We start from the raw sequence: 25733 nt of genomic DNA on the forward strand, positions 1-25733 counted from the left end.
TATAGATTGTTTACTCTTAAGTCAATGGCACTGAAGGTCACGGTCACGGCGACGATTACGATTTTCATACTTCACACCAACGTAAGTCTTTTTAAAAAAGATTTTATAATAAAATCTACCCTTGTCAGCCACTGAGTAATCGGCGAAGCCGTTGTGGGGCACCAAACATTAGTATATTTCTATACTTTGGGAATCTCCACAAATCAATGCTCTAGAACACTGTCGTATAGGCAAAAAAAAATCCCTTCACACAAGTGAAGGGATCTTTTCAGGCTAGTTTTTTGTATCGCTTACTATTAGAAGTTAACTCCAACTTCTGCGAAAGCTGCTTTTACATCTGCAACAGAGTAACCTAAGTCGCTTGCTGCGTCTGCACAACCTTTAGCACCTTGTACATAGTTTGTACTTGGAGTCCAATAGTTTTGGTTAGCTTTCATGAAGATATCGAAAGCCTTGCGTGTTCCCCAGTTATACTTTTCAGAAAGTAGGTAGAACGCTTTGTTGAATACACCACTGCTGTAGTGTACATCCATACCATTGTAATAGTCGCTTGCGTGTCCGATAGAACGACCATCTTTTGGAGGATTGTCCATGTAGCGAAGAGCACCTGGGCCTTTGAAAATGTCTGCGCCGATTTCCCAGTCATTTTTTCCATTCATGAAGTATTCAGAAGCTTCACCAGCGATGTCAGAGAATGCTTCGTTGATACCACCAGATTGATTTCTGTAGATCAAACCAGAATTTTGCTCAGTTACACCGTGACTTACTTCGTGAGCAGATACGTCAAGAGAAACTAGTGGATAGAATCTGTTACGTCCGTCACCGAAAGTCATGGAAGAACCATTCCAGAAAGCGTTTTCGTAGTTAGAGCTATAGTGAACGCGCATTGTTAGTTGGAATGTAAGTGGAGCTGTGTTATACCAATCTTTGTACATGTTGAATACAACACCGCCAAAGTAGTGAGCATCGTTTAGAGGGCAGAAAGCGCCGTTGATAGACTTGTGAGTGTTTGTCTTTCCTTGGAAAGAGTGTGTAGATCCACCCCAAGAAGAGTTCTTCATGTCAACTGTTTTTACGTCTTTGTTGATCATGGTAGAACGACCGTTAGCGTACTGTACGTCCATTGCACCAAACTTAGAGTTAGGAGCATACTCATATCTCTTTGTTTTGCTGTTTCCACCAGGTCCAGCACCAACTTTGTCAGTTGTTAAACCTTCGAATTGTAGAAGGATGTTGTCTTTGTCGTTAGCATCTACTACATAGTAAGGACGAGTAGGAGCGCCACCGTTTTCAACGTCTGCAAAGAAAGAAACAGCGTAGCTTAACTTAGCTTTAGAGTCAGCTTCGTCAACGTAAACAACCATTTCGCTTGTTTCGTTTTCGTATTTCCAGCTAGCATTTCTTACTTCAGCTTGTCCTCTTTGATGATTCTTCATCATTTCAAGAGCTGTAGCTTTGTCGAAAGAAGGCTTAACGCGTGTGTTCATGTCGTTTTCGATACCAGTAACTAGGTTACCATGCATTCTTACAACACTGCGGCCACTTTGTGTAATTACAACTTGTTGACCCCATACAGGAACACCATTGTGAAGCATTCTATAACGATGATGTGTTTGACCAGCGCGGTCAGATGTTTTGCGAACAAGCTCTAGAGACATCTCTGGGCTCATTCCAAAAGCGTTTTGTAACATAACTTCGTGAGATGCAGATCTCATTTGTTGCATTTGTTGTAGTTGAGCTTGTGCCTGAGTCAAGTCAACAATGTCAGCTGCCATTGTGAAAGAAGCAACTGCGAATACTGTGAAAAGTACAAATAATTTTTTACTCATGAGTATGTGTATCCTTTCTTACACTATTTTTAAATACACTTAAGTTTTGAAGATTTGTATTGTTTCAAAACTTTTTTCTTTGCCTATTTAATGTACAAAATATGTGCCATAAACAAAGTAAAAAATAAAAAAAGCTGCAAGTCTATTTTTTTCAATAGCTTGCAGCTTTTTGTCTTTTTTGGCTTTACGAAGGGCTGTGCAATCGTTTTACACATTACTCGTTGAAGTGTTACATTTTGAAACACTTTATTTTGAAGAGCCTTTGATAGTATTTTGGTATTCTGGAGTTAAATAATAAGGGACTCTTTTTCTTGGTTGCTCTTGTACTTGTTGCTCTTGTACCTGCGGTGCTTCCATAACAACGTCGACCCATGGGCTATCTTGCGTGCCCATATCATCAGCTTTTGTGGTGCTTGTAACAACCGATTTCTTTTTATTAATCGTTTTCTTTTTATTAACCGATTTCTTTTTGTTAACCGATTTTTTTCTATCGATCGTCTCGTTTGTTATCGTTGGTACTTTTTTCGCTGTTTTTATTTTGCGCTCTGCTTGTGCCACCTGTCTTTCGACTTCTTTTTGGGAAGGAGTTGAATCTGCAACTTGTTGCGTCCCGATCATGGGAACTGCTGCAGTTGTACCTACATTTTCGAATTCATATGGTTGGTGGTGGCATCCTACAAAAACAAAAGCGACAATCAATATAATGGTGTACTTTGCCATTTGATACTCCTTTTAAATATTTGTATTTTATATTAATGGAGAGTTTCATATATTATACAAATATTTTGTTTGTTAAGCCATCTTTTTTGCACGACGTCGTTCATTTTCCTTGAGCAAGATTTTGCGTAAGCGGATGCTCTCGGGTGTAATTTCAATCATTTCATCGTCGTTAATAAAAGATATACAGCGATCTAACTCCATTATTGTGGGCGGCTCTACAACGGCAGCGTCATCAGAACCTGCGGCACGGACGTTGGTCAGTTTTTTTCCTTTTCCAGGGTTTACTGCAAGATCATTATCACGACAATGTTCCCCTAAGATTTGCCCCTCGTAAACATTATCACCCGGCTTTATAAAAAATTTACCGCGATCTTGTAGAGATGATAGTGCATAAGCCGTGGCTTTACATTGCTCAGCAGAAACAAGTGTTCCGCGTTTGCGATTTTTCATTGGACCAACATAATCACCATACTCTGCGAAAATGTAGTTCATCACACCCGTTCCCTTAGTTTCGGTCATCAGTTCGCCGCGAAATCCCAATAGTCCACGCGTAGGAATTTTATATTTTAAGCGTGTTAGACCGTTGTTTGTATTCATTTCTAATAAGATACCTTTGCGATTTCCCAGATTCGAAATCACATTGCCGGAGAATTCTTCATCAACATCTATGGTCAACTCTTCATATGGCTCTTGTCTTTGTCCGTTTATCGTTTTGAAAATGACTTGAGGACGCGTTACCTGAAATTCATAGCCTTCGCGACGCATTTTTTCAATAAGAATTGATAAATGTAGCTCTCCACGTCCGGAAACTTTGTAACCTTGTGCATCTTGTAAGTCTTCGACGACAAGAGCAACATCCGAAAGAATTTCGCGATGAAGCCTTTCGCGTAGTTGGCGTGAAGTCACAAACTTGCCTTCTTGGCCGTGAAAAGGAGAGTCGTTTGCGGTAAATGTCATTGATATTGTCGGAGGATCGAGTTCTACTGCGCGAAGAGGCATTGGATTTTGTGCATCGGTATATGTCATTCCCACTGTGATGGTGTCCATTCCTGCAACAGCGACTATTTGTCCGATACTTGCACTTTGAATATCTTCTTTTTTATTGCCCACAAAATGATATAAGTTTGTTATTCTCGCGGGGACAGGAGCTTCATTTTCACGCATGACAACGATTTGATCATTTATATTTAGTGTTCCGGAAGTTATTTTTCCTATTCCCAAACGGCCAAGATAAGATGAGTAACTTATGGAACTTACCAATAGCTGTAGTGATGCGGTTGGATCTCCTTGCGGATGTGGGATCTTGTCAATGATGAAATCCATCAATGGAATCATATTTTCGCTTGTTTCATTGTAGTCAAGAGTTGCAAAACCATTTTTCGCAGAGGCATAACATATCGGAAAGTCTAGAAGATCGTCAGGAGCATCTAACTTTACAAATAAATCAAATACTTCATCTACTGCCCAATCGGGGCGTGCGGCTGGTTTATCTATTTTATTGACAACTACAATAATGGGTAGTTTGGCTGCCAAAGCTTTTTTCAAAACGAAATACGTTTGCGGCATTGGTCCTTCTGCGGCATCAACTAAAAGAAGGGCTCCATCTGCCATTTGCAATACTCGTTCTACTTGCCCACCAAAGTCGGCGTGCCCTGGAGTATCGATGATGTTGACTAGATGGTCGCGGTAGTGGAATGAGCCATTTTTGGAGGAAATGGTAATACCTCTCTCTTTTTCCAGATCCATAGAGTCCATAAGACGCTCTTCTACAACCTGGTTTTGTCTGAACATACCGCTTTGTTTGAATAGTTGATCCACAAGTGTTGTTTTTCCATGATCGACATGTGCAATAATGGCAATATTGCGAATTTTCGTCTGATCCATAAGTATTTCCTAATAGTTCTAACTTTTTTATTTAGTCTTCCAGGCGTTCCTGGTATGCCTAAGAAGAATACAATTTTTATTGTAAAAAGCAACTTTTTTATTTTGAATTATAATTCTTCATCGGTAAAATTGTGTGCAATATCGACAATTCTCAATATAAAATATTGGAAAAAAAAATGAATAAAAAGCAGGAAATTGTAACATTTTCTTTAGATCCAAGTATTAAAGGTGTTCCTTATAGATTAAGGATGGCACGTTATCAAGCGATTGGTGAAACGGTGAGTGATTTTATTCGTAAATACGATACAAAAGGTTCACAATTGAAAATCCTCGATGTGGGAGGAGATGAAGGTCGTATACTACGCCATATTGAAGCATACCCTAATGCTAAGGATGTACGTTGCGATCTTATAGATCTTTTTCCCAAAGGTTCAGACGGGGTATACAAAAAGGAAAATCGCAAACTGTACACCGCGGATTTTGAAACGGATGGTTTGAAAGAAATACCTGACAATACTTATGATGTTGCTATTTGTGAACAAGTGATGGAGCATCTACACCATCCCGAATTTCTCGCCTCGGAGATTCACCGCGTTTTAAAAGTGGGAGGAATGGCGATACTGGGAGTACCGAGTTTCCCTTATGGAGTTCATTGGTTTCGCATATACTTAGTTCCACTACTTGACAAAGTTTTTGCAAAAAAGAAAGTGCGTTCCCATGTACAAGGCTTTTGTCTCTCTACTTTTACCAGACTTGTTAAAAAATCTGGCAATTGGAAAATTCAAAGTCGTAGAGGTTTTCGCATTATTTCGGGAGGAATTTTGCGCAAATTAGAATTTTATCGTTGGTGGTGGCGTTTTAATCGTTTTTTGGGATCTTTGATTCCGTGTATGTGCATTGAAGTTCAGTTAGTCGTAGTTAAAAAAGCTTGTTAATTATTTTGTGAAAAATTTCATGTGGTTACAATGTCGTTACTGTTTGCTTTAGTACTTCGGCAACGTCATGCATACTAGGGTAACGATTTGTCGGCTTTTTGGCCATCATTTTCTCTATAATGGAAGCCAGGTTCGCATTAAAATTTTTGGGAAATGTTACCTTTGCTTTTTCGTGAGCAACCATTATTTCGAAAATGCTCCTCTTTACAAAAGGAGGCACACCAGTTAGGAGATGGTAAAACGTAGCCCCTAGGTTATAAATATCGGAAAAATGATTGGCTTTTTTTGTTTTGCACTGTTCTGGAGACATGTAGTATGGTGTACCTAACGCCATGCCTTTCTGGGTAATCGTTTTCTTGTACCCATGTAATCTTACTAAGCCAAAGTCGATAATTTTCACCTTGCGTAATTTTGGTGAGTAAAGTATGTTCGACGGCTTTATATCACGGTGTATTAAATTTTCTTTGTGTGCTTCGGTCAAACCTTCCGCAACTTGTATGGCGATTTCTGTTGCGTCTTTGGGAGGGAATTTGCCGTGCTTTTTTAGTAGTGTTTCTAGGTTTTCTCCCGGAAAATATTTTGTGATCATATAATAGTAGTTTTCTTTTGTGACACCTGTATGCAAAAGCTCTATTATATTTTCGTGTTCAATGCTGGCCAATGCAAAAACCTCACGTTGGAATCTACTAATCTTCTCCGAAGATAAATCGCTTTTGCGCAAAATTTTTATTGCGGTCTCTTCACCAAGGTATTGACCTTTGTATACTTTGCCATAAGCGCCTTGTCCTAAGAATTTTTCAAATTCAAAGTTCTCAATTTCGATCACTCCTTTTTGCGAAACTTCGTTACTATTTAGTGAAGTTTGTTGTAAAACTTCGGTCACCGCTTTGAGTAAATTTTTGAGAGACAAAGGTTTTAGGAAATAGCGATATACATTAGAAAAACTTTGTATTTGGGAACGATCCGCTTCCTTTCCCCCCACGGCAATAATAGGTGTATTGCCACTATTTTGTTTTAATTCTTTCAGCGTTTGTTCTGGCGAACCTAGCTCCATACTCAATATGACGATGTTGGGAGAAAGTATTTTACTTATGGCAATGCCATCTTGAGCATTGTGAGCACTGATGATATGGTATTTTTGTGCATCAAAAATTTCTTTATATGCTTCGTGTATGTTTTTGTCTTGTTCGATCACGAGAATTTCTTTTTTTCTTTCCATCACTCATTTCTCATAAAAAGTTTTATTGTGGTTTTGAAATCTCATAAAAGTTTTATTGTGGTTTTTGAAAGTATTGTAAACGTGAATGCAACTGCGCAAAATTTATGGCGCTTACATTATAGAAGCGATTCTCTTTCGCGCAAACAAAGAAAAACTTGGATGCTGTACATAAAATACACAGGTATTGCCCATGAGAAACTCAATGCGTTTTTGATTGAGAATTACTTTAAGCAGTTTGATATTTTTGGGCTGCAGTGATTCGGGTAATTCACAAGGATAATCAAATACAGCAAAGTCGCGTTGGTGACGACGATATTCTACTGTAGAGACGATACGAATACGAAAGGAATCGTAATTAGGAACAATCCATGCACTGAGAACGCGAAACTTAAACTGAGTAGATGATTTATCGCTGATAATCGGGCTGTCGTCAAATATCAAAACGGCATTTTTTTCATCATTGCATCGCGGAAAAACAATATCGGTGTTTGTGAATATGTGTGTATTTCTCGCACTAATATTTGCCGCCATTGTCTCGGTAGAATCGACAAATGATTGCCAATTTTTTTGCGGCGTAGGCATTGTTCCATGTGTGATAAAGTAGCTTTCCTCTTCTTGTAAAATGCACAATTGTGAAGCACATAGTGGTGGGTCATACCTAACAATTCGTCCATTGCTGGTATTTATCACCGCATTGCCATCAGCCACTGTGTAGACTTTATCTTTAATCGTAATGGTTTTGTTTTTATCTAGATCTTGTAGTAATCCATAGTAAACTTTGTTGCGAATTCCCGGTGTCATTTCTGCGAGAATGGAAGTTTCACTGATCAAGTGGCTAAAACCACGATTTATCTTTGCCACTTGTGATTTCGAAAAAGTAAAAGATGTTCCTGCCAGTTCACTACGCAAAGGAAAATTGATTTCACAGCAATCGTTTTTGTGAATCACGGTTGTTTTGCTATCCCAAATTTTTTCACTAAAAATAATTTTGTCTTTATATAACAATACCAGATAAAAATCGCCACTGCACATTTTATTGTGAAAAGAGATGTCATTACCTGTGATAAATAAGTCAAATTCGTTGTCTTTGGCATCGCGTAATTTTAATTTTAGAAGAATTTCATCTGCCGCAATGCGTTTCATCCAACTAATAGGGGTGATCGCGTCTAAAAAGCGTATGAATAGACGGATCGACTTATCGTTGAGCCACGCTGACCAAGTACTAAAGGAATCTACATTAAATTGAAATAAATAATCTTGTGGAGCGGACACTTCCTCTATTTGCATACCATTTATGGCAAAACAAAATTCTTTCTCTTCGCCGTGGAATCTCAGGTATATAAAATTGGTTTTCCAATACTCTTGCAAGCTTTGGTAGTAGTTTTTCAAAAGCAACACCGCATTATTTTTTGCTTCATTGAGCTTGTTTGCCATGCTTTTGGGTAACAACAATGCGAAAAATCGGTGAAAATTCACAAAGAAGTCGTCAATTTCTGTCGGTAAACTTATTATCCAACTATTTTGATAGTTTTCTCGTATTTCATAAAAAGACTTTTCTTTTGCAACAACTTGCAGTAAAAAGTCGAGCTTAATACCTACGGCCAAGGCAATGTTATTTTTATAACGAAATTGTTTTGTTACTGTACTTAAGTTTTTTTGAGTACTTAGTGGAAAAACTTTGCCACGTGGAGTTTTTCCACCATAAAGAACTATGGGTAAGTTATATTCATTGTGGTTAATAACGATTGCGATACCAGAGTATGGGAAAAACCATTCGAGCAAAGTTTGTATACCGCGAATAGAAATTTTTATTTGCGAAAAATGCGCAAACAGTGGTGGAGTAGATGGGGAAAATTCAATTCCTTTTCCTTGTAAAATAGCAAAAAAAAGAAAAATCCAACCATGTTGTAAATGCGGCTCTAGCACTTTTAAATCTAGAGTAATTTGTAAGTCAATCGCCGCGTTGTTGGGTAATATCGTGATCACATCTGTATATTGCAATAATAATTTATGTTGTGCATTTTCGTAAACAAAAACAATGGCTATATTTTTGTGTGAACAGAAAAGTAGTGACGCAAAAATATCAAAACACATAGATAATTGTGTATTTGATAGTGTAGAATATGATTTTTGTTGCTGCACTTTATCTAAAATTTCTGATATAGTAGTGATAAAATTTTTTATTTCGCGGGGAAAATCATCCATTTGAATAAATAACCTCAAAATGTTTTAAGGGATTGTGGTTTGTCACATGTCTACGCGTCTTTCTTTACAAAAAACAAGGCGTGCTGTTTTTACTATTGCATAGTGTGAAATATCGTATACAATTTTATACAAACAAATATATAATAGGAAAAGACTAGATCCAATAAAATTTTATGCTCGACAGATTTTCTATTTCCTCTCTCTGCTATAAATCGTGCGAATATTATGGAGTTTTTACATGACTAATGAGAATGCAAAAGGTATGGGTGTAACTGGAGGTCGCTCATCCAGCATCCAATACGGTTCTGAAATGGTAGGCTATCAACTAGGTGGGTGCGAAATAGTTGAATTTATCGGAAAAGGTGGTATGGGAGCTGTTTATAAAGCCATACAGACCAATCTAAATCGTGAAGTGGCCTTGAAAATTTTGAGTACACCAAACAAAGATGGAAAGGCGATTGAGTGGTTTCAACGAGAAGCCCAGTCTATAGCGCAATTAGAACATAAAAACATCATTCAAGTATATGCTCTTGACTATAGCGAAGAGTTAGAAACTTTTTATATCGTAATGCAGTATGTCGATGGTGCTTCCTTGGATAAATTAGTGAAAAGCCTTGATGGCGGACGTTTACCCATCGAAAAAGCTCTTGAATATGCCATTCAAGTTGCGGAAGGGTTGTATTCTGCTCACGAAAAAAATATTATTCACCGCGACGTCAAACCAGCCAATATTATGGTTACGATGGACGAAGTGATCAAAATTACTGATTTTGGACTTGCAAAAAGTTTGTCTATACACACCACCTCAAGTGCTTCTGCGGGACTTATTGTTGGTACACCACTGTACATGGCACCAGAACAGTGTGTAGGTACGCAAATAGATGCACGTACCGATATCTATTCATTAGGAGCGTCTTTGTACTACTTGTTGGTCGGGCGTCCGCCTTTTATGGGAGACAATTCGTACGACATTTTGGAAAAGCAAATCACCGAGGCTCCCAAACCCATAAGTCAGATAGACCCAGAAATACCTGAAGAGTTGTCCAATATTGTACTGAAAATGCTGGCAAAAAATCGCGAAGATCGCTATCAAAGCTGCGCAGAAGTAGCTGAAGAACTACGCCAACTCATAAATCCACAAACCACAGCGAATGTGGAAGGTGTTGGCGAAGAAAAAACTATTTATCGTTTATCAGGGGTTAGCCAACAACAGTTGGCCGATGGACTAGATAAAATTATAAACGAAGGACGTAAAGGGATTCTTTCGATACGTTCGAAAGAAGAGCACTTGTTTCTCTACATAGAGAACAATACCATCTATGCCTACCTTGAAAACTATATGGAAGAGTTTACCCAAAAACATTCGCAGTTGTCCTTTACGGAAATGATTACTTTGCTCATCACCATTTCTTTTTCGTGGGATCCATTTACTTGGGAATTTGTCGAGGAAGAGCCACCGGGAGAATTTAGGGATTACTGCATTGCTGCGCGAGTGGACATATTTTCCTTTTTACGCAATACATCCACCGCAATTCAAATATTTCTCAGTTTGGTACAACCAGGCTCGTTGATTATTCGTACTCCCATAAAGTCGATACTTATATCATACACCCCAGAAAGTATTTATGCCTGTAGCCCTTTACCTCATCGCGACAATGCACAATTTCTTTTGCCAGAACAAGCAGAGGCTACCATTGAGAACATTTTGCAGAGTAACTATAGTTTAGAGTACCAAACGATTTTAGATATCACCCCAGAAGAACAAGAAGAAAATTCTCTTGCTGGAATTTTCTTTCAAATTTTAGAAGGTTGTCCGGATTATAGTTTTTTCCAAGGGTTTTCCATTTTCGACAAGAGTATTTTCCCCAGTTCTGAAAACAAAATAACCATTACCAAGGTGCGGGAGTTAGAAACTAAACTAGGGCGTGTCCTACAACAAATGTTCGAAGGGTACAAAAAATTAGAGGAAATAGGCCTCCCCAAATACTACGCCATTCTATTTGCCGGGGCAATCGTGAAAGACAAGGCTTTACTTGCTGCGAACAAAATAGGTGAGATTGTACGTACCGTATTTGATGAAAAAGACACCTCCATCGCCAAACCACTTATCGATATCAGCTTAAAACTATATCGCTATAATTTCAAATTGATGGAAGAAATCGCAGAAGGGTACGAAGCTGCGAAGGACACATCTAAGGCAATTGAATATTGGCTGCGTTGTGGAAAACTACGCGAAGAGCTGCAGGACTTTGAACGTGCTGACTCTTGCTACAAGTACGCGACTACCCTTGATAATAAAAGTTACGAACCGTTACAAAACCTACTTAATCTCTATATTTCTTATGGAAGACCCACCGATGACATTATCAAAACAGGTGAAAAGCTCATTTCAAAACTACGCTCCGCCAAAGAAACAAAATTGCTGGTGGAGACTTGTCAAAGGTTAATTGAAATTGACCCAGAGCTACTCGCATGTCATCAAGAATTGATCAATTACTACATTGATGAGGGACGAAACGAAGACGCGATAGAGTCTTTCGAAAAAATCGCTAGTATATACAAACGCCAAGAGAATAGAGATGCTTTAGTACAAACGTATCACAAAATCCTCAAGATGGACCCGAATAAAGACGACGTTCGCGAACGATTGTTTGAGTTAGAAGGAAAACCTGTCAAACTAATACGTGCTTTAGACTCCGCAACAAAAGTGATCAAGAAAAATTCCTTTGTTGTAAACCCCAAATATACATTTCTTGGCATTTTAGGGCTATTTTTAGCATGGTTTGGCTATCGAGAGATCAGTGGATATTTAGAGTTTCAGAGACTTCAACAACAAGTCAAAGTTGGGAATTTTCTCGTTGTACAACAAGAGCTGGAGTATATAGGAAAAAACTTTTATTTCTCAGGTATTCATGCGGAAGCAATGACTTTGTATGTGGCGGAAGACAAAAAAATTAAAAATCAATTGATCGAGCGCAATAAAAAAGCGTTGGTCAAAAAATTAGACTACGTTGTTATACAATACAAAGACAATCAGGCACAACTGTTGAAGGAATTAGATAAAATTCATGCACAGTATTTCCAACCAGAAAAAGAGTACCTTGAAAAAATAGTACAAAAAAGAATCGATGATATCCGCTTCGAATACGCACAAAAAAAGAAACAAAAAAACGAGGAAGATTTTGCCAACGTACAAACACTTATTGAAGAGAAAGAGTTCGACAAAGCGGAAGTGATTCTGAAAAATCTACGTGCCCAAAATTACGATTTGTGGAACAAGAGAGTCGAAGAAACAATGGTTCTTTTGGAGAAAGAACGCGAAAAATGGGTGAGTGAAAAAATAGTGCGTGAAGAGCAACAACAAGAGTTACTCAATGAGGCGAGAGAATATGAGAGTAAAGGAGCCATCGAGCTTGCGATTGAAACCTATAGTCGCGCAGAAGCACTTTTGAAAAGTTCCATCAATGCCCAACGTGCCAAAACGTATCGTGAGTCGTTAACCAGAGATTTAGCCGATACAAAGGAATGGTTGGAAGCCGCAACGCAAGAATTAGAAAGTGGCCAAGAAGATGATGCCTACATTTACTTAGAGAGAATTGTCTCAAACAGTAAACTTATCAATAGTCGCTTTCTCAGGGAGGCAATGTGGCCAACCGTGATTACCACATCCCCTATGACAAATATACCGTGTTATGACGGCGGCAAATTTTTAGGGAAAAGCCCCGTTGTCTACAAGCAAAAATTTGCGGAAAACGTAGAGCTACGTTGGCAAGTCAAATCTGTTGGTCTCCGTTTGAAAAAAGTGGATAGAGTAAAAATAAACGGCCAAAAAACATGGAAAATAGTATTGCATCTAGAGAGACAGCCCGTATGGAAATTCAATACACAAGGTCGCATTGAGTCTCCCATTTTAGTGCATAAGAACAAAATAATATGTGCTAGTCGCGACAACCGAATTTACTGCGTAAATAAAAGCGGTGAACAAATTTGGAAGTTATATACAGGACGTCTTTCCGAAATTTCAGGACCAATGCAAATATATAAAGATCATTTATTCGTGGCAACTCTTGCTGGTTATGTTTATGTGCTTGACTTACGTAAGAATGTTGTCGACGCAAAAGATACAGTGGTGTGGTCAGGACGTGTTTCTGGAGCAAGTTTTCGCGGTGGGCCTCGGGCTCTTGGTTTAAACCGCATGGCTGTGGCGGCACGCAACGGAAAATTTTTAGTTGTAAACCAGTCGGGTTCTCGTTTTAGTGTTTCAAAAAGATATTCTCTTCGTGATGCATTAGAATTTACACCTGTTTACAACAATGGCATAGCTGCAGTTGCTGGTAAGAAAAAGGTGTATTTTGTTGACTTGCGTAACAATAAAGTCCGCAGTACAAGACCTTATCGTATTAGTGGAGAGGTTTCTTTGGGAAATAACAACCTGTATATTCCTACAACACGAGGTGTTGTGGTCACTGATTTTTCCGGAAAGCCTCTACAGCGATACCCTTCTCAATCTTCTGTCGTTTCGCAACCTGTTGTGGATAAAGATGATGTCTATTTTGCTTCAAGTAATGGCGAAATTTTTAAAGTAAAGGCAAATGCGAAAAAGTACTTGTGGAAGCAAAAAGTATCCTCCAAAATACGCGTTCCACTTTTGCAATACAAAAATGTCATTTTTGTATGTGGTGAGTATAGTGTATGGGCGATTTCCAAAGCAACAGGAAAAATAATTATGGAATATGAAGCAACAAAAGAAGACGAAATATATTCCAAACCAACTTGCGATGGCGAATTCCTATATTTCTCATCAGGAAAATCAGTAATGAAGTTATGGGTGAAAGATATTGTTGAATAAGTTTGTCGATGCCGTTCAGTAAAATTAATTGCTGTACCGTTTTTACAGAAAGGAGAATGCGAAATTTGGGATATTTCGCATTTGTAAATATGAAAAAGATTCTAATGATCATGATGTTGATAGGATTTGTGTGTGCAAAAGATGATAAAATCACTTTTTCCGTCTATTGCAAAGCATATAACAAAAACTTAGGGAGCAAAGCAAAATACATCGACAAAATGATACGTCAGGTTGTTCCTCAAGAAATGACCAATTATATACCGGCAAAAAATACACTTTCCGTAATGCGCAAATTTTATAAAGGGGTCAAACCTACAGCATCTTATTTATATAAGTCCTTTAAAATAAGACCCAATTTTCGCAAGTGGTTAAAGAGCAAAGGTGTTGACTACTTAATTATTTGTGGAATGAACATATCGCGCAAACCAAAGAGCTTGATTTTGTTTTATCGAATACTACCTGTAAATAGCGAGGGGGACGAAACGAAATTTGTACGCTCTCGAACTTGGAAGGGAATGCAAAAACGCGTTGCACAACTTTTACAAAAAAGTATGTTGGCAAAACACGTAGAGGAACTAAAAAGCGGTAAGAGCGACAATGAAAATAAAGGCTGGTTTAACGAAGAGCTTCCCTCAGGACTCGCCAAGTCAAAAGTTCCCGGTCAATATGTATGGCAACAAGATCTTAGTACAATGGTATATGTTCCCGGTGGTTCTTTTGAGCAACAAGAAATTCCAGGCTACTACATAGATAAGTATGAGGTAAACAACGAACAATTCTGCAAGTTTTTAAACAGCAATAAAGATGCAGACGTCACACAATGGATTGATATGGAAAGCACTCACAGTCTTATCCAAAGCAAGGACGGTTCTTATGTACCTAAAGAAGGCTGTGAACTCTATCCTGTCGTTGAGGTTTCATGGCTTGGAGCAGAAGAATATTGCAAGTGGGCTGGAAAAGCCTTACCATCAAAAAACCAGTGGTTGAAGTCTTTTCATGGTGGTGAGCAAATTCCCGATATAAAAAACGGTCAAGTGTCTCTTGTTGACAATCCATTACAACAGAGAACGTTTCCATGGGGAGAAGAGGCTCCAGATCTATTTGTATATCGTTGTAATTATCATCCACAAAAGGCAGATGCTGACGGTTATGGGTGGTTAGCACCGACTATTGCCTTTGATGGACTCGGAGACTCGCCGTACTTTTGTAGCAATCTGTCGGGAAATGTTTGGGAATGGACCGCTGATGAAGAGGCCGAGCAAAGATTTTGTTATGGTGGAAGTTGGAACAGCGGTTTAGAAACTCTAAAGAAACCAATCGAAGTGTCTTCAGAAGAGACAAAGAGCGACATTGGTTTTCGTAGCGTACTTACGACAGAATAAATTCTGAATAGATGATTCGTGAGCTCACAAACGATCTTGTTCGTGAGCTCACAATCATAAACAATTACTTTTTAACTTTTAGTGCGTTGTCAATCGCCGAGGTAACGACTTGATCTTGTGGTCCGCTACGTGGGCCAAATCGTGCCACTACATTACCATTTTTATCTACTAAAAATTTATTGAAGTTCCAGGTAATCGGTCCATGGAATTTTTTATTGGTTTTCTTTTCGATAAGATGGCTATAAAGTGGATGAGTATTTTTTCCTTTGACAGTAATTTTAGAAAACATAGGAAAAGTAACTTTGAAGCGTGATGTACAGAAAGCCTTTATTTGTTCGTTACTTCCTGGCTCTTGCTGCCCAAAATCATTTGTGGGAAAACCCAATACTGCGAATCCTTGCTTTTGGTATTTCTCATATACTTTTTGCAAACCTGCATATTGGTAAGTAAAACCACACTGACTAGCAACGTTTACGATCAAAACAACTTTTCCTTTGTAGTCCGCCATTTTTGCTTTTTTACCATCAATGGTTGTGATTTCTATGTCGTAGATTGTTTTTTCATCTTTTTTGACATCTTTTTCGGCAAAAATAAAAGTACACATTAACATCAAACACAATATTTTTTTTATCATGGTGCGCTCTTTCTAACATTAAAGTTGTATTCGAGATATGGTAAAAGCTATAAACATTGGAAATACCATATAGTAAGTCACCGAGAATTCAATAAAGCATTTTCTCTAGTCAATATAGTATTTCCGACGATGGATCATTACCAAGAGGCGGTCACAGGTTTTTGTTCAAAAGCTTTGTACAACGCTCTTGGGATAACAACTATTTTAAGAAGTTCATTTGCCCCTTCACCGATACGTCCAAGCAACGCGTCGCGAAGGTGTCTTTCTATTTTGGATTCTTTTAAATAGCCATAGCCCCCAGCAAGTTCAATTGCTCTTTCGCCAACATAAACAGCTGTTTCACTGGCTTTGACTTTGGCAATAGCGGCATGGCGCATAATTTCAGGACTTTCTTTATAGAACGCCGCTCCATATGAAAGTTCGCGGCTACTGGATATTTCGATCACCATTTCCGCTAGTTCCTTTTTTAAGTTATCTAAATCTTTTAGGTAACGACCAAAAAGTTTGCGTTCATGGGCATACTTGATCAGCTTTTCGTAACCACCTTGTGCAACTCCTGTTGACCAGGCCGCAATGGTGACGCGTCCGCCATTTAACATGCGCATCGCATATTTAAATCCAGCCCCTTCTTCACCAACAAGATGATTTGCTGGTATACGATAATCATTGAATACCAGTTCGGCGGTATTGGACCCACGAACACCAACCTTGTCTTCAATTTTATTTTGTTGAAATTCTCCGGCGTTACCTTTGGTAACGATAAAAGAGCTTATTTGGTTTTCAGGGCCACGAGCCATTACAAAGAATACATCGGCGCTCATACCATTTGTGATCCAGAATTTCGCACCGTTCAGAATGTACTCATTGGAGTTGCTGTCAAATACATAGGATGTATTCATGCTCTTGGCGTCACTACCACTGTCTGCTTCAGAAAGACCAAAGGCCGCTATTTTTCGTCCGTTGATCAAGTCTTCGAGATACATGTCCTTGATCTCTTTGCTCGCAAAATGAGCGATACCGTCGCAAACGGTTCCATGAATCGCGACACCCAAGGTAAAACCAGCATCTGCTTTTGATAAACTTTCCAAACCAGCAGAATAGTACGAAAAGCATGTTGCCAATCCACCGTTTTCTTCGGAAAAGGGCATGGTTAAATAACCTGTCTCGCCTAACAAACGAAAGTTTTCTTCGCAGAATTTTTCTTCCATGTCATTTTCGAAAGCTTTGGGAGCTATTTTATTTTCAATTAAATTTTGCAACGAACCTTTGAGAAAAGCAATATTTTCCTCGTAATCTTCATCATTGCGATGCAATTTGTAAAGAACTTCTTCTTGTTCTTTGGTAAAAAATGTCATTTTGGCTCCTTTTCTAAGTTTTATTCACCGAAACCACCCCCGCCAGGGGTATATATGGATATTATTTCTTGTTGTTGTATATCGAGAGTAATTTTACTTGGTAACGTTTGTTCCCTACCGTCGATATTGGTAATGGTATTTTTGCCGCACATACCGTCACTGCCCCCTTGTAAACCGTATGGTGGTATACTGCGTCTTTCAGAAAGAATACTGACTTTACAAGCCTCTAGAAAACGCAGGCGACGAATCACACCATCTCCACCATTAAATTTTCCTTTTCCACCTGAGTTTTTGCGAATGGAAAATGATTCCAGTCTAACTTGTGGATAACGAAACTCTAAGACTTCGGGGTCGGTAATGCGTGTATTTGTCATATGTGAATGTATAGCATTAGCGCCATGAAAATTGTTTCCAGCTCCTGTTCCACCACAAATAGTTTCGTAGTAACCAAATCCGTCCTCTCCGTCCTTACCGAATGTAAGGTTATTCATCGTACCTTGGCTTGCTGCAACAACTTGCAGAGCTCCAAGGAGAACATCGACAATACGTTGCGAAGTTTCGACATTACCTCCCACCACCGCAGCGCCGGGTTGAGGATTTAGGATCGATTTTTCAGGCACAGTAATGGTTAATGGTTTTAAACAACCGGAATTTAGCGGGATATCTTCTTCTATTAGTGCCCGTAAAACGTATAATATTGCCGACTTCACTACCGCTAGCGGTGCGTTTAAGTTTCCAGAGTCCTGTGGTGAAGTTCCTGAAAAATCAATATGCGCATGGCCTTTATTTGTGGCAGACAGGGTAATTTTTACACATATACACGCACCATTTTCTAGATAGTCGCGGAATGAAAACAGGGCGTTGCTGCGATCTTTGAGTAAGTAACCGATGAGTTTTTGCGTTGCCATGCACGCATTTTCCTGTATATAGGAAGTATACAATTTAACAGTCTCTAAACTATAGAGAGTTACTAGATTATCGAGTTCGCGTAATCCACGTCTGTTTGCCGCAATTTGTGCTTGTAAATCGGAAATTCGTTCATTGATATTTCTCGCAGGGTATGGTTTTTGAGATAATATCTTTGTGAGTTGCGAAAAATTTGTTGTTCCGTCACTTACTAAACAAAAATTGCGAAGTACAATCCCTTCTTCCTCGATTTTTTGGGAGAAAGGTGGCATGGAACCAGGCGTTATTCCACCAATGTCAGCGTGGTGTCCGCGACACGCCACAAAAAATTGTACTTCATCGCCATCGAAAAAAGGTGAGATAACCGTAATGTCGGGTAAATGTGATCCCCCATGAAACGGATCATTGCTCACATAACAATCGTTTGGGCATAAATTTTGTTTGTGAGTATGAATTAAATCTTTTACTGTCTCGGACATCGCTCCCAAGTGTACCGGAATGTGGGGAGCATTGGCCACTAAATTTCCTTGTTTATCAAAAATAGCACAGGAAAAATCAAGACGTTCCTTGATATTTGTCGAGTGCGCGGTGTTGATTAAATCAAAACCCATTTGCCGCGCAATGTGTGTAAAAGCATTGTTGAAAACTTCGAGTAGTACCGGATCTTTTTCTGTCTTTATTGCTTTTTGTGGCACGTTTTGTACTTGCAATATAAGGTAGTTATATTCGTTAATTACGGCCTTGAATTCAGGCGTAACAAAGATGGTATTGTGATCATCCACGATCATCGCAGGGCCATGTAAAAAATCGCCGGGTTGGAGTGTACTTCGCAAAAAAACAGCTACGTCGATGAATGACGTTTGGTAAAAAACTTGGTGGTGGGCAGTTGCGGCACTGCTACGTTGTACCTCGCGAGTATGCACTGGGTGTTTTTTTTCACGAAAAGCATTGCTGCGACTACTCGCTTCTATACGAACATTGACTATTTCGAGCTGCTCATTTTGCGCTAGTTGTCGTTGATGATTTTTTTGATACTTTTGAACAAAGTCATCATATGTTTTTTGGTAATTGTTATCTATGTACAGTACCGTCGTACTATAGTCTGTACCGCAAACACGCAAATCTAAATAACGGGTAATCTCATCTCTTACCGATAGTTGTTTCTCTAACTCTGAAAAATGTTGATCCACAATGGCGCAAGTTTTTTGGTTGAAAGGTAGCAAAACTGATTTCGCTTTTGTTTCGACATGATCAGAAACTGCAATACCATATGCGGAAAAAACACTTGCGGTGGGGTGAACGACAATTTGTTTTATACCCAAAATTTGTGCAATACAACATACATGTTGTCCACCAGCTCCGCCAAATGACACCAAAGTATAATCGTCTAGAGCAAAACCTTCGGCAATAGATATTTCTTTAATCGCATTGCACATGTTTTGGTTGATAATATCAATAAAACCTTGTGCCAGTTCATGACTGGAGTAACTCTTTCCTAGGTCGGTTTTGATCTGGGTGGCAAGTTTTGTGAACAAATGGGCATTTTCTTGTAAAGGCTCACTGTTGCTCTGGCCGAAAACCCGCGGAAAATATTCAGGTAGTATACGTCCAAGATGTAAATTGGCATCCGTAATGGTAAGTGGCCCACCGTATCCGTAGCAAGATGGTCCTGGTGAGGCTCCGGCACTTTCTGGCCCGACACTCAATTTAGTTCCATCGAATTTGAGAATAGATCCGCCTCCCGAAGCAATCGTCTTTATATTTAGCATATCCGAATGAAAGGGGATGTCGGCAATTTGTGTTTCAAAAATTTTGTTGATATTGCCATCAAAGCGCGACACATCGGTACTTGTTCCTCCCATATCAAAGCTAATGGCCTTTTGCTTGGGAAAATTTTGCATGATGTTTTGCACCGCAACAATGCCACCCGCAGGCCCAGACAAAATAGCGTCTTTTCCCCAAAAAGAATCTGCACGGGTAACACCACCGCTAGATTGCATGAAGCGTAGTGTTGTGTCGTGAAAATTTGCGAGCAAAAAATCGATATGTTCTTTTAATTTAGGATGTAAGTAAGCATTGATTACAGTGGTTTGTCCGCGCATAACTAATTTTATGAGGGGACATAAGTGATACGAAGCATGGACGTTGGTAAATCCCATTTCTTGTGCAATTTCAGCCACTTTTTGTTCGTGAGCGCTATAACACCACGAGTTCATCAAGGCAATGGCAAGAGATGTGAAACCTTCGTTTTTAATTTTACGAAGTTTTTGGGTTGTATCATCTATATCAATGGGGGTAATAACACGACCATTGGCAGCAATGCGTTCTTTGATGCCAATGCTACGTAAATGTATGGGGTCAGGTTTTTGGACATTTAATGCAAATAAGTTTTTACGGTCTTGATAACCAATGTTTAGGATATCTTTAAATCCACAAGTGGTGACAAAACACACTTTTTCTCCTGTGCGTTCCAAAAGCGCATTTGTCGCGACTGTTGTACCAATATGAATGCGCGCAACATTTTCAATCGAAAACGAGGCGCATATTTCGTGGATACCAAAAACAATGGCGTTGTGATAATTTTTCGACCGCGATAATACTTTGTGTGTGTGTATTTCACCCTTTTGTGAAATAGCAACAATATCGGTGAAGGTGCCTCCGCGGTCGACGGCAATTGTCCAATTGTTTTTACTCATAGGGACGTGCCCTAAATAAAATTTTATCCATGTAAAAAACTATTAAATATTGTTTCCATACAAGTACTGTGTATTTTTTTTGCAAACTTGACACTGTCTTCCCACCATGCGATATCTTCAGGATGTGTAAATTCAGGCGGCATTACATAATTGGGTTGTTTCCGCAATTCCAGTGCATGGGAAAATAAAATTTGATCCATGCGTTCGCGAACTTCATCGATTTCGATACGGTTTTCATATTCAAAAGTGATCATTTCGTGAATAAGGTCACTCATCTCATCAATAAGGGGTTGCCCTTTAATAAAATCGTTTACACGCGGTTTGTTAGGGTTCATTGCGGCATCGACAAGCTCGTCAAGGTTGTTACCACTGATAGGACGCAACCCTGTTAACATTGTGAACATTACCGTTCCAAGCTGGTATACATCACATTTATGGTTAAGAATGTTTGTCGGTTCAAATTGCTCAGGAGCCGCGTAGTAAATAGATCCTTCAAACTTATTGCGCTGTGCATTTTCTTCTGCAGTAATCGGACGGTACTTATCGCGAAGTTCTTCGGCACATGCTTCTTCACGTGCAATCATCGTTGGTATGCGGAATTGTAGTTTCTTAATTTGTTGCATGGTGCGTTCATCTTTTGTTTGCTGAACCTCCTGCAAAAGCCTGCGTAGCTGCGCTTCTGTTTGCTCTCTATCCCGACTAACTTTTAAGAAATTTTCGTCGACGATACGCAATAACCTGCGTCTTTCATCGGAAAGAGAAGAGTCTTTTTTGGTGGTTAGAGACAAACCAAAGTCAGATAACTTTGGCATACCGTTGTCGCCCAGTAGAACATTAAGAGGTTTAATATCGCGATGAATGATACCTTTGCGCTTTAGTTTTTGTAAAGTGCGTACCATACCATACATCATGGCGAAAGCCACAGTGGGTGTTAAACGGCCATTGGGAAATTTTTTGTACAGTTGTTCGGTATTACCCTCGGGAGCAAACTCCATTAAAAGATAATATCCTAAGCACTCTTTGTCGTTGCCATCTACGGCAAAAACGCGACCGTGTTGAATCGCACCAATAATCGTTTCGCATATTTCCGGATCTTCTGCAACGCGCGTCATTAGCGCCGCTTCTTGTATCAGTGCTTCTTCATGCCCTTCGAAGGCAACTTTGGCTACAAAATCCATGCCCTTGGGAATTTCCGCATAGATACTTTCGCGGTTTTGTGCATCTTTCCTGACTTGTAGATAATCGGCAAATTTTTGACGTGCCCACACATTTTCTGGTCTAAGTGGCAAAATAGTTGGGTCGTGTTTTGTTGTCAATTTCAGAATAGCGCCCATACCACCCTTGTCGAGTTCAACGATGTTGTAGTCACCTTCAAAAAACTTTTTGATACGTGAAATACTATCCTCGACAACTTCTGCTTGCGGAATCTTTAAAACGCGCACCGTAAATATCTTAAATGCATTTTCTTGGCGTACGGTATAGTGTTGACCGTTTTGCAATTTGTAGTCGCTAGCAAAGCGATCCCAAGCAATCATTTGTTCTGGCGCTTGCGTATACACAGGAACATCTACGGCGTCATCCATTGGCTTTGGTTTTTCTTCGTCACCACCTAAGCACATGGTAAAATCAAAGTCTTGGTCTTCTTTTATCGGTGCTTCTTCCGCAACATTGGTACGCTGGTGATTTGAGAAACTGCTAATGTGATTTTGAACAATGCCTTCGAACTTGTTGTAGTAAAATTGTACAGCGGCTTGTTTCAAATCTATCTCGACAATGATACGACCTTCATTTTCATCTGTTTTTAGCAACCAGCACTCGCGCTTAAAGATGCTAAATAGTCCGTATATAAACGTATCTTGATACTCCGCGGGCAAACTCACAACACGACGGTCGATACTCATAGCTTCTTTAACACTGGCAACTTTGCTCATTGTTTGATCAAAATCTTGCTGTAAATTTTCGGTTGTCAGATGTATATTTTGCAGGTTTTCCATAACTCTTTCCGATCTAGATAATGATTTGACCCATTCCTGAAGCAACAATTTCGACAGCAGTTTCTGCACTTTGATTTTGTACATCCAAAATAGGATTTACCTCAGCGACCTCTAGTGAACACATCATGCCAGACTCAGCAACTGACTCCATAATCATGTGAGCTTCACGATAGGAAAGGCCTCCGGCTACAGGAGTTCCCACTCCTGGAACGAATCGCGGATCAAGGCTGTCGACGTCAAAACTTACATGCAAATGATCGACGTTACCTTTAAATTTATCGATAATTTTTTGCATAATGTTGTACACACCTAACTGGTCTATTTTACTCATAGAGTATACTTCTAAACCAGAGTCAATGATGGTTTTACGCTCTTCAATATCAATACTTCGTATTCCGATGAGTGCACAATTCTCTGCTTTGATTTTGGGGGAAAAGCCTAAAAGACCTGTCAACTTGTCATGGCCATAACCCAAAGAAGCGGCCATGGGCATGCCGTGTATATTTCCCGAAGGCGTTGTTTGATCGGTGTTCATGTCTGGATGAGCATCTACCCATAGAACTCCTAATCTTTTATTTTTGTCGCGACAATAAGCCGAAACACCTGCAATACTGGCTAAAGACATCGAGTGGTCTCCACCGATGCATAGTGGAAAATTTCCACGATTCAGCACACCTTGGATTCTGTTGGCCAGGACTTCTCCTGTTTTTACAATTTCATCCAAGTACTTTAATTTTGTGTCTATGACTTTTTGTTGAGCGCGGTGCTGAATTTGCAAATCCCCATGGTCGATAACATCGTACCCAAGGTTTTCCAGTCTCTTTTCGATACCTGCGATTCTCAAAGCGGAAGGGCCCATGTCAACACCGCGACGATCCGCCCCTAAGTCCATTGGAAATCCAATTATTTCAACGATTCGTTTATTAGCTTGCATAAATTTTCCTACTTGACAAAATTCATACTAATATCTAATGATACTGCACGGTTTGTGATCGCTCCGCTGGACACATAATCAATATCAAGAGGAGCTAACTCTTTAACTCTCTGCGGGGTGATACCTCCCGAAACTTCAATGTCTATATGTTTGCCGCAACCGCGAATAATACCAATAGCTTTGTGAATACTTTCATTGTTCATGTTATCGAGCATTATACGATTTATTTTGTATTTTATCACATCATGTAACTGTTCTAGGTGAGCAACTTCAACGGTAATAAAATATTTGTCTCCGTAAGCATTTAGCACTTTTTCAATTGCCTGAGAAATACTTCCAGCAGCTTTGATATGGTTATCTTTAATCATGACCATATCGTAAAGTCCGCAACGATAGTTGGTACCACCGGCAATCCGAACGGCGTATTTTTCCAAGCTACGGAGTAAAGGAGTGGTTTTTCGCGTATCTAAAATACCAAGGCGATGCGGTTTAGCAGCGATAATATATTCATGTGTAGATGTTGCTATGCCACTTAGGTGTTGCAAAAAGTTAAGTGCAGTTCTCTCACATTTTAACAAGGTGGACATTGGGCCTGTGACTGTGGCAACCATTGTACCTTTGTTTATATATTCTCCCTCCGCAAAAAGAGGAGAAATGGTTACTTGAGGGTCCACGGAGTGAAATACCTGAGTAAATACGGGCATGCCAGCAAGAACACCGTCTTGTTTAAACAAAATTTCTGCTGCTCCATGGCAAGAACTGCTACCAAGAATTGCATTGGTGGTAATATCTCCATCTGCAATATCTTCTTCTAAAGCGGCTGCTATTAAATCAATGATTTGTTTTGTTATTACTGTCATATCTTTACTATCATAACATAATTTTTAGACTCGCACAAATTGTAAGTTTAAGTTATACTATCACAAGTTACACTTTCACAACATCAAATAATTTGCAAGGGAAAAAAAATTGATAGTTTTTTTATGTGACCAATGTCAGAAGATTATATCAGAAGCTGAGTTACGAAATGGTAGCACACGCAAGAAGAATGGAGAGGTAATTTGTGGTGACTGTTCTGTGGAACAAAAAAATAGTCGCGAACTCTTCACATGTGATCGTTGCACGAAAAAACACTCTCTCGATTTACTGAGAACGGGCAAAGCCTCATTAATTAAAGGTAAACTCTATTGCCATCGTTGTCGCGAATTCGCGGAGAAGACATCACGAGAAATATTAGATTTCAAGTACCTTTCTGCCGTTTTTGTATTATTCTTGGGCATTCCCATGATGATTGGTTCTACAATGTGGCTATATCGCTACATGCAAAATATACAAGGTAACGCTGTTACACCTCAAGAAAATGCCATGTCCGAAGATATGCTCCGCATGCAAAAGCAACTCAAGGAGTTGACAGACGTTTTGATGAACAAGAGAACCAGATCCGCTGTTGAGGAAGACAACGGTGATACGCAACAAGATAACACCACCGCTGATAGTTCTTCACAAGCAAATGATACACCACGAAACAATACACAGCCTAAAAAATCACTGGATGATATCCTGGGTGATTTGAAAAAACAACAAAAGCAGCAAAACCCTCAACCACAACGACCTAAGTCGGACAACACCGTTCGCAACAAAATAGCACAAATAAACTTAAATATACAAAAAACATTTGCTGGAAAACTCAAAAGCTCTGATGAAGCAGAAAGAGTCGCGGCAATTTTACAAATCATGCAAAATCGCGAAAGAGCATGTATTCCACTTCTAGTGGAATCTCTCAAAGATAAAAGTCCGTTGGTACGCAGCTTTGCGGCAAAAGCACTAGGATCTCTAGGGGCAAACAAAAGCATCCCACAACTACTCAGTAATGTTTCTGATAAAAATATTCACGTGAGAAGATCCATTGCTAAGTCATTAACGATGTTGACCGGCCGTGGCTTCAAAGACCACCAAGACCTCACGAATGAAGACAAACAAAAGCTAATAGACTTTATTAACAGAGAACGATAGAATAACGTTTTGTTTGCGTTTATTTTGCAATAAATTATTCAAAATAAACGCGAATGAAACAAATTTCTTACCTATCAATTTCCCCATTCTTGCAAAATCACGAAAATTTATGAGTATCTATAACGTTTGAGGGACGGGCGGACACGAGGTCCGCCCCTACAACGCACTTCGCAAAAGG

The 25733-nt window shown here is 39.4% G+C and carries 15 protein-coding genes; 4 read left to right on the plus strand and 11 right to left on the minus strand.

All coding sequences use genetic code 11. The features are described from left to right. Positions 1–296: 296 nt before the first annotated feature. The 3 genes from UABAM_RS01090 to typA form a co-directional block, all read right to left on the minus strand. A complete protein-coding gene (locus UABAM_RS01090) occupies positions 297–1829 on the minus strand; it encodes a M4 family metallopeptidase (protein WP_151966141.1) in 1533 nt (510 codons plus the stop codon). A 246-nt stretch (positions 1830–2075) separates the two neighbouring features. After that, entirely contained in the window at positions 2076–2549 is a 474-nt protein-coding gene (locus tag UABAM_RS01095; protein ID WP_151966142.1) for a hypothetical protein, read from the minus strand. A gap of 72 nt (positions 2550–2621) precedes the next feature. Then, complete coding sequence (gene typA / locus UABAM_RS01100) at positions 2622–4433, minus strand: translational GTPase TypA (RefSeq protein WP_151966143.1); 1812 nt, start codon at positions 4431–4433, stop codon at positions 2622–2624. 176 nt (positions 4434–4609) lie between these two features. Between typA and UABAM_RS01105 the strand changes: the two genes are divergently transcribed. After that, a complete protein-coding gene (locus UABAM_RS01105; protein ID WP_151966144.1) occupies positions 4610–5368 on the plus strand; it encodes a class I SAM-dependent methyltransferase in 759 nt (252 codons plus the stop codon). A gap of 25 nt (positions 5369–5393) precedes the next feature. Here the strand turns inward: UABAM_RS01105 and UABAM_RS01110 are convergent, their stop codons facing one another. Together UABAM_RS01110 and UABAM_RS01115 are read right to left on the minus strand one after the other, a co-directional pair. After that, entirely contained in the window at positions 5394–6587 is a 1194-nt protein-coding gene (locus UABAM_RS01110) for a protein kinase domain-containing protein (RefSeq protein ID WP_151966145.1), read from the minus strand. A 111-nt stretch (positions 6588–6698) separates the two neighbouring features. Continuing rightward, positions 6699–8792 carry a hypothetical protein gene (locus tag UABAM_RS01115; RefSeq protein WP_151966146.1) on the minus strand — a complete coding sequence of 698 codons (2094 nt, stop codon included), beginning with the start codon at positions 8790–8792 and terminating at the stop codon, positions 6699–6701. Positions 8793–9030: 238 nt separating this feature from the next. Between UABAM_RS01115 and UABAM_RS01120 the strand changes: the two genes are divergently transcribed. Continuing rightward, positions 9031–13641: a protein kinase domain-containing protein gene (locus UABAM_RS01120; protein ID WP_151966147.1), complete on the plus strand. Its 4611-nt coding sequence runs from the start codon at positions 9031–9033 to the stop codon at positions 13639–13641. A 56-nt stretch (positions 13642–13697) separates the two neighbouring features. Next, positions 13698–15023 carry a formylglycine-generating enzyme family protein gene (locus UABAM_RS01125; protein ID WP_173013065.1) on the plus strand — a complete coding sequence of 442 codons (1326 nt, stop codon included), beginning with the start codon at positions 13698–13700 and terminating at the stop codon, positions 15021–15023. A 64-nt stretch (positions 15024–15087) separates the two neighbouring features. Here UABAM_RS01125 and UABAM_RS01130 read toward each other — a convergent pair whose 3' ends face one another. The 6 genes from UABAM_RS01130 to nadC form a co-directional block, all read right to left on the minus strand. Continuing rightward, positions 15088–15657, minus strand: coding sequence for a glutathione peroxidase (locus UABAM_RS01130; protein WP_151966149.1), 570 nt, complete (start codon positions 15655–15657; stop codon positions 15088–15090). Between the two features lie 137 nt (positions 15658–15794). Further along, positions 15795–17012, minus strand: coding sequence for an acyl-CoA dehydrogenase family protein (locus UABAM_RS01135; protein WP_151966150.1), 1218 nt, complete (start codon positions 17010–17012; stop codon positions 15795–15797). A gap of 20 nt (positions 17013–17032) precedes the next feature. Continuing rightward, complete coding sequence (locus UABAM_RS01140) at positions 17033–20614, minus strand: hydantoinase B/oxoprolinase family protein (RefSeq protein ID WP_151966151.1); 3582 nt, start codon at positions 20612–20614, stop codon at positions 17033–17035. 23 nt (positions 20615–20637) lie between these two features. Next, positions 20638–22608, minus strand: a complete 1971-nt coding sequence (locus UABAM_RS01145) for a protein kinase domain-containing protein (RefSeq protein ID WP_173013066.1) — start codon at positions 22606–22608, stop codon at positions 20638–20640. Positions 22609–22621: 13 nt separating this feature from the next. Further along, a complete protein-coding gene (gene rocF / locus UABAM_RS01150) occupies positions 22622–23542 on the minus strand; it encodes an arginase (RefSeq protein WP_151966153.1) in 921 nt (306 codons plus the stop codon). Between the two features lie 8 nt (positions 23543–23550). Further along, positions 23551–24402 (minus strand): carboxylating nicotinate-nucleotide diphosphorylase, encoded by an 852-nt coding sequence (nadC, locus tag UABAM_RS01155; protein ID WP_151966154.1) that lies wholly within the window; start codon positions 24400–24402, stop codon positions 23551–23553. A gap of 109 nt (positions 24403–24511) precedes the next feature. Here nadC and UABAM_RS01160 point away from each other — a divergent pair, with 109 nt between their 5' ends. Beyond that, positions 24512–25555 carry a HEAT repeat domain-containing protein gene (locus UABAM_RS01160; protein WP_151966155.1) on the plus strand — a complete coding sequence of 348 codons (1044 nt, stop codon included), beginning with the start codon at positions 24512–24514 and terminating at the stop codon, positions 25553–25555. Positions 25556–25733 lie beyond the last annotated feature (178 nt).

The sequence above is a fragment of the Candidatus Uabimicrobium amorphum genome (genome assembly GCF_009002475.1).
GTDB lineage: Bacteria > Planctomycetota > Uabimicrobiia > Uabimicrobiales > Uabimicrobiaceae > Uabimicrobium > Uabimicrobium amorphum.

Excerpts from the sequence above, each read along its gene's own strand:
- UABAM_RS01090 (WP_151966141.1), bottom strand. The coding sequence starts at position 1,829 with ATGAGTAAAAAATTATTTGTACTTTTCACAGTATTCGCAGTTGCTTCT.
- UABAM_RS01095 (WP_151966142.1), bottom strand. The coding sequence starts at position 2,549 with ATGGCAAAGTACACCATTATATTGATTGTCGCTTTTGTTTTTGTAGGA.
- typA (WP_151966143.1), bottom strand. The coding sequence starts at position 4,433 with ATGGATCAGACGAAAATTCGCAATATTGCCATTATTGCACATGTCGAT.
- UABAM_RS01105 (WP_151966144.1), top strand. The coding sequence starts at position 4,610 with ATGAATAAAAAGCAGGAAATTGTAACATTTTCTTTAGATCCAAGTATT.
- UABAM_RS01110 (WP_151966145.1), bottom strand. The coding sequence starts at position 6,587 with ATGGAAAGAAAAAAAGAAATTCTCGTGATCGAACAAGACAAAAACATA.
- UABAM_RS01115 (WP_151966146.1), bottom strand. The coding sequence starts at position 8,792 with ATGGATGATTTTCCCCGCGAAATAAAAAATTTTATCACTACTATATCA.
- UABAM_RS01120 (WP_151966147.1), top strand. The coding sequence starts at position 9,031 with ATGACTAATGAGAATGCAAAAGGTATGGGTGTAACTGGAGGTCGCTCA.
- UABAM_RS01125 (WP_173013065.1), top strand. The coding sequence starts at position 13,698 with ATGCGAAATTTGGGATATTTCGCATTTGTAAATATGAAAAAGATTCTA.
- UABAM_RS01130 (WP_151966149.1), bottom strand. The coding sequence starts at position 15,657 with ATGATAAAAAAAATATTGTGTTTGATGTTAATGTGTACTTTTATTTTT.
- UABAM_RS01135 (WP_151966150.1), bottom strand. The coding sequence starts at position 17,012 with ATGACATTTTTTACCAAAGAACAAGAAGAAGTTCTTTACAAATTGCAT.
- UABAM_RS01140 (WP_151966151.1), bottom strand. The coding sequence starts at position 20,614 with ATGAGTAAAAACAATTGGACAATTGCCGTCGACCGCGGAGGCACCTTC.
- UABAM_RS01145 (WP_173013066.1), bottom strand. The coding sequence starts at position 22,608 with ATGGAAAACCTGCAAAATATACATCTGACAACCGAAAATTTACAGCAA.
- rocF (WP_151966153.1), bottom strand. The coding sequence starts at position 23,542 with ATGCAAGCTAATAAACGAATCGTTGAAATAATTGGATTTCCAATGGAC.
- nadC (WP_151966154.1), bottom strand. The coding sequence starts at position 24,402 with ATGACAGTAATAACAAAACAAATCATTGATTTAATAGCAGCCGCTTTA.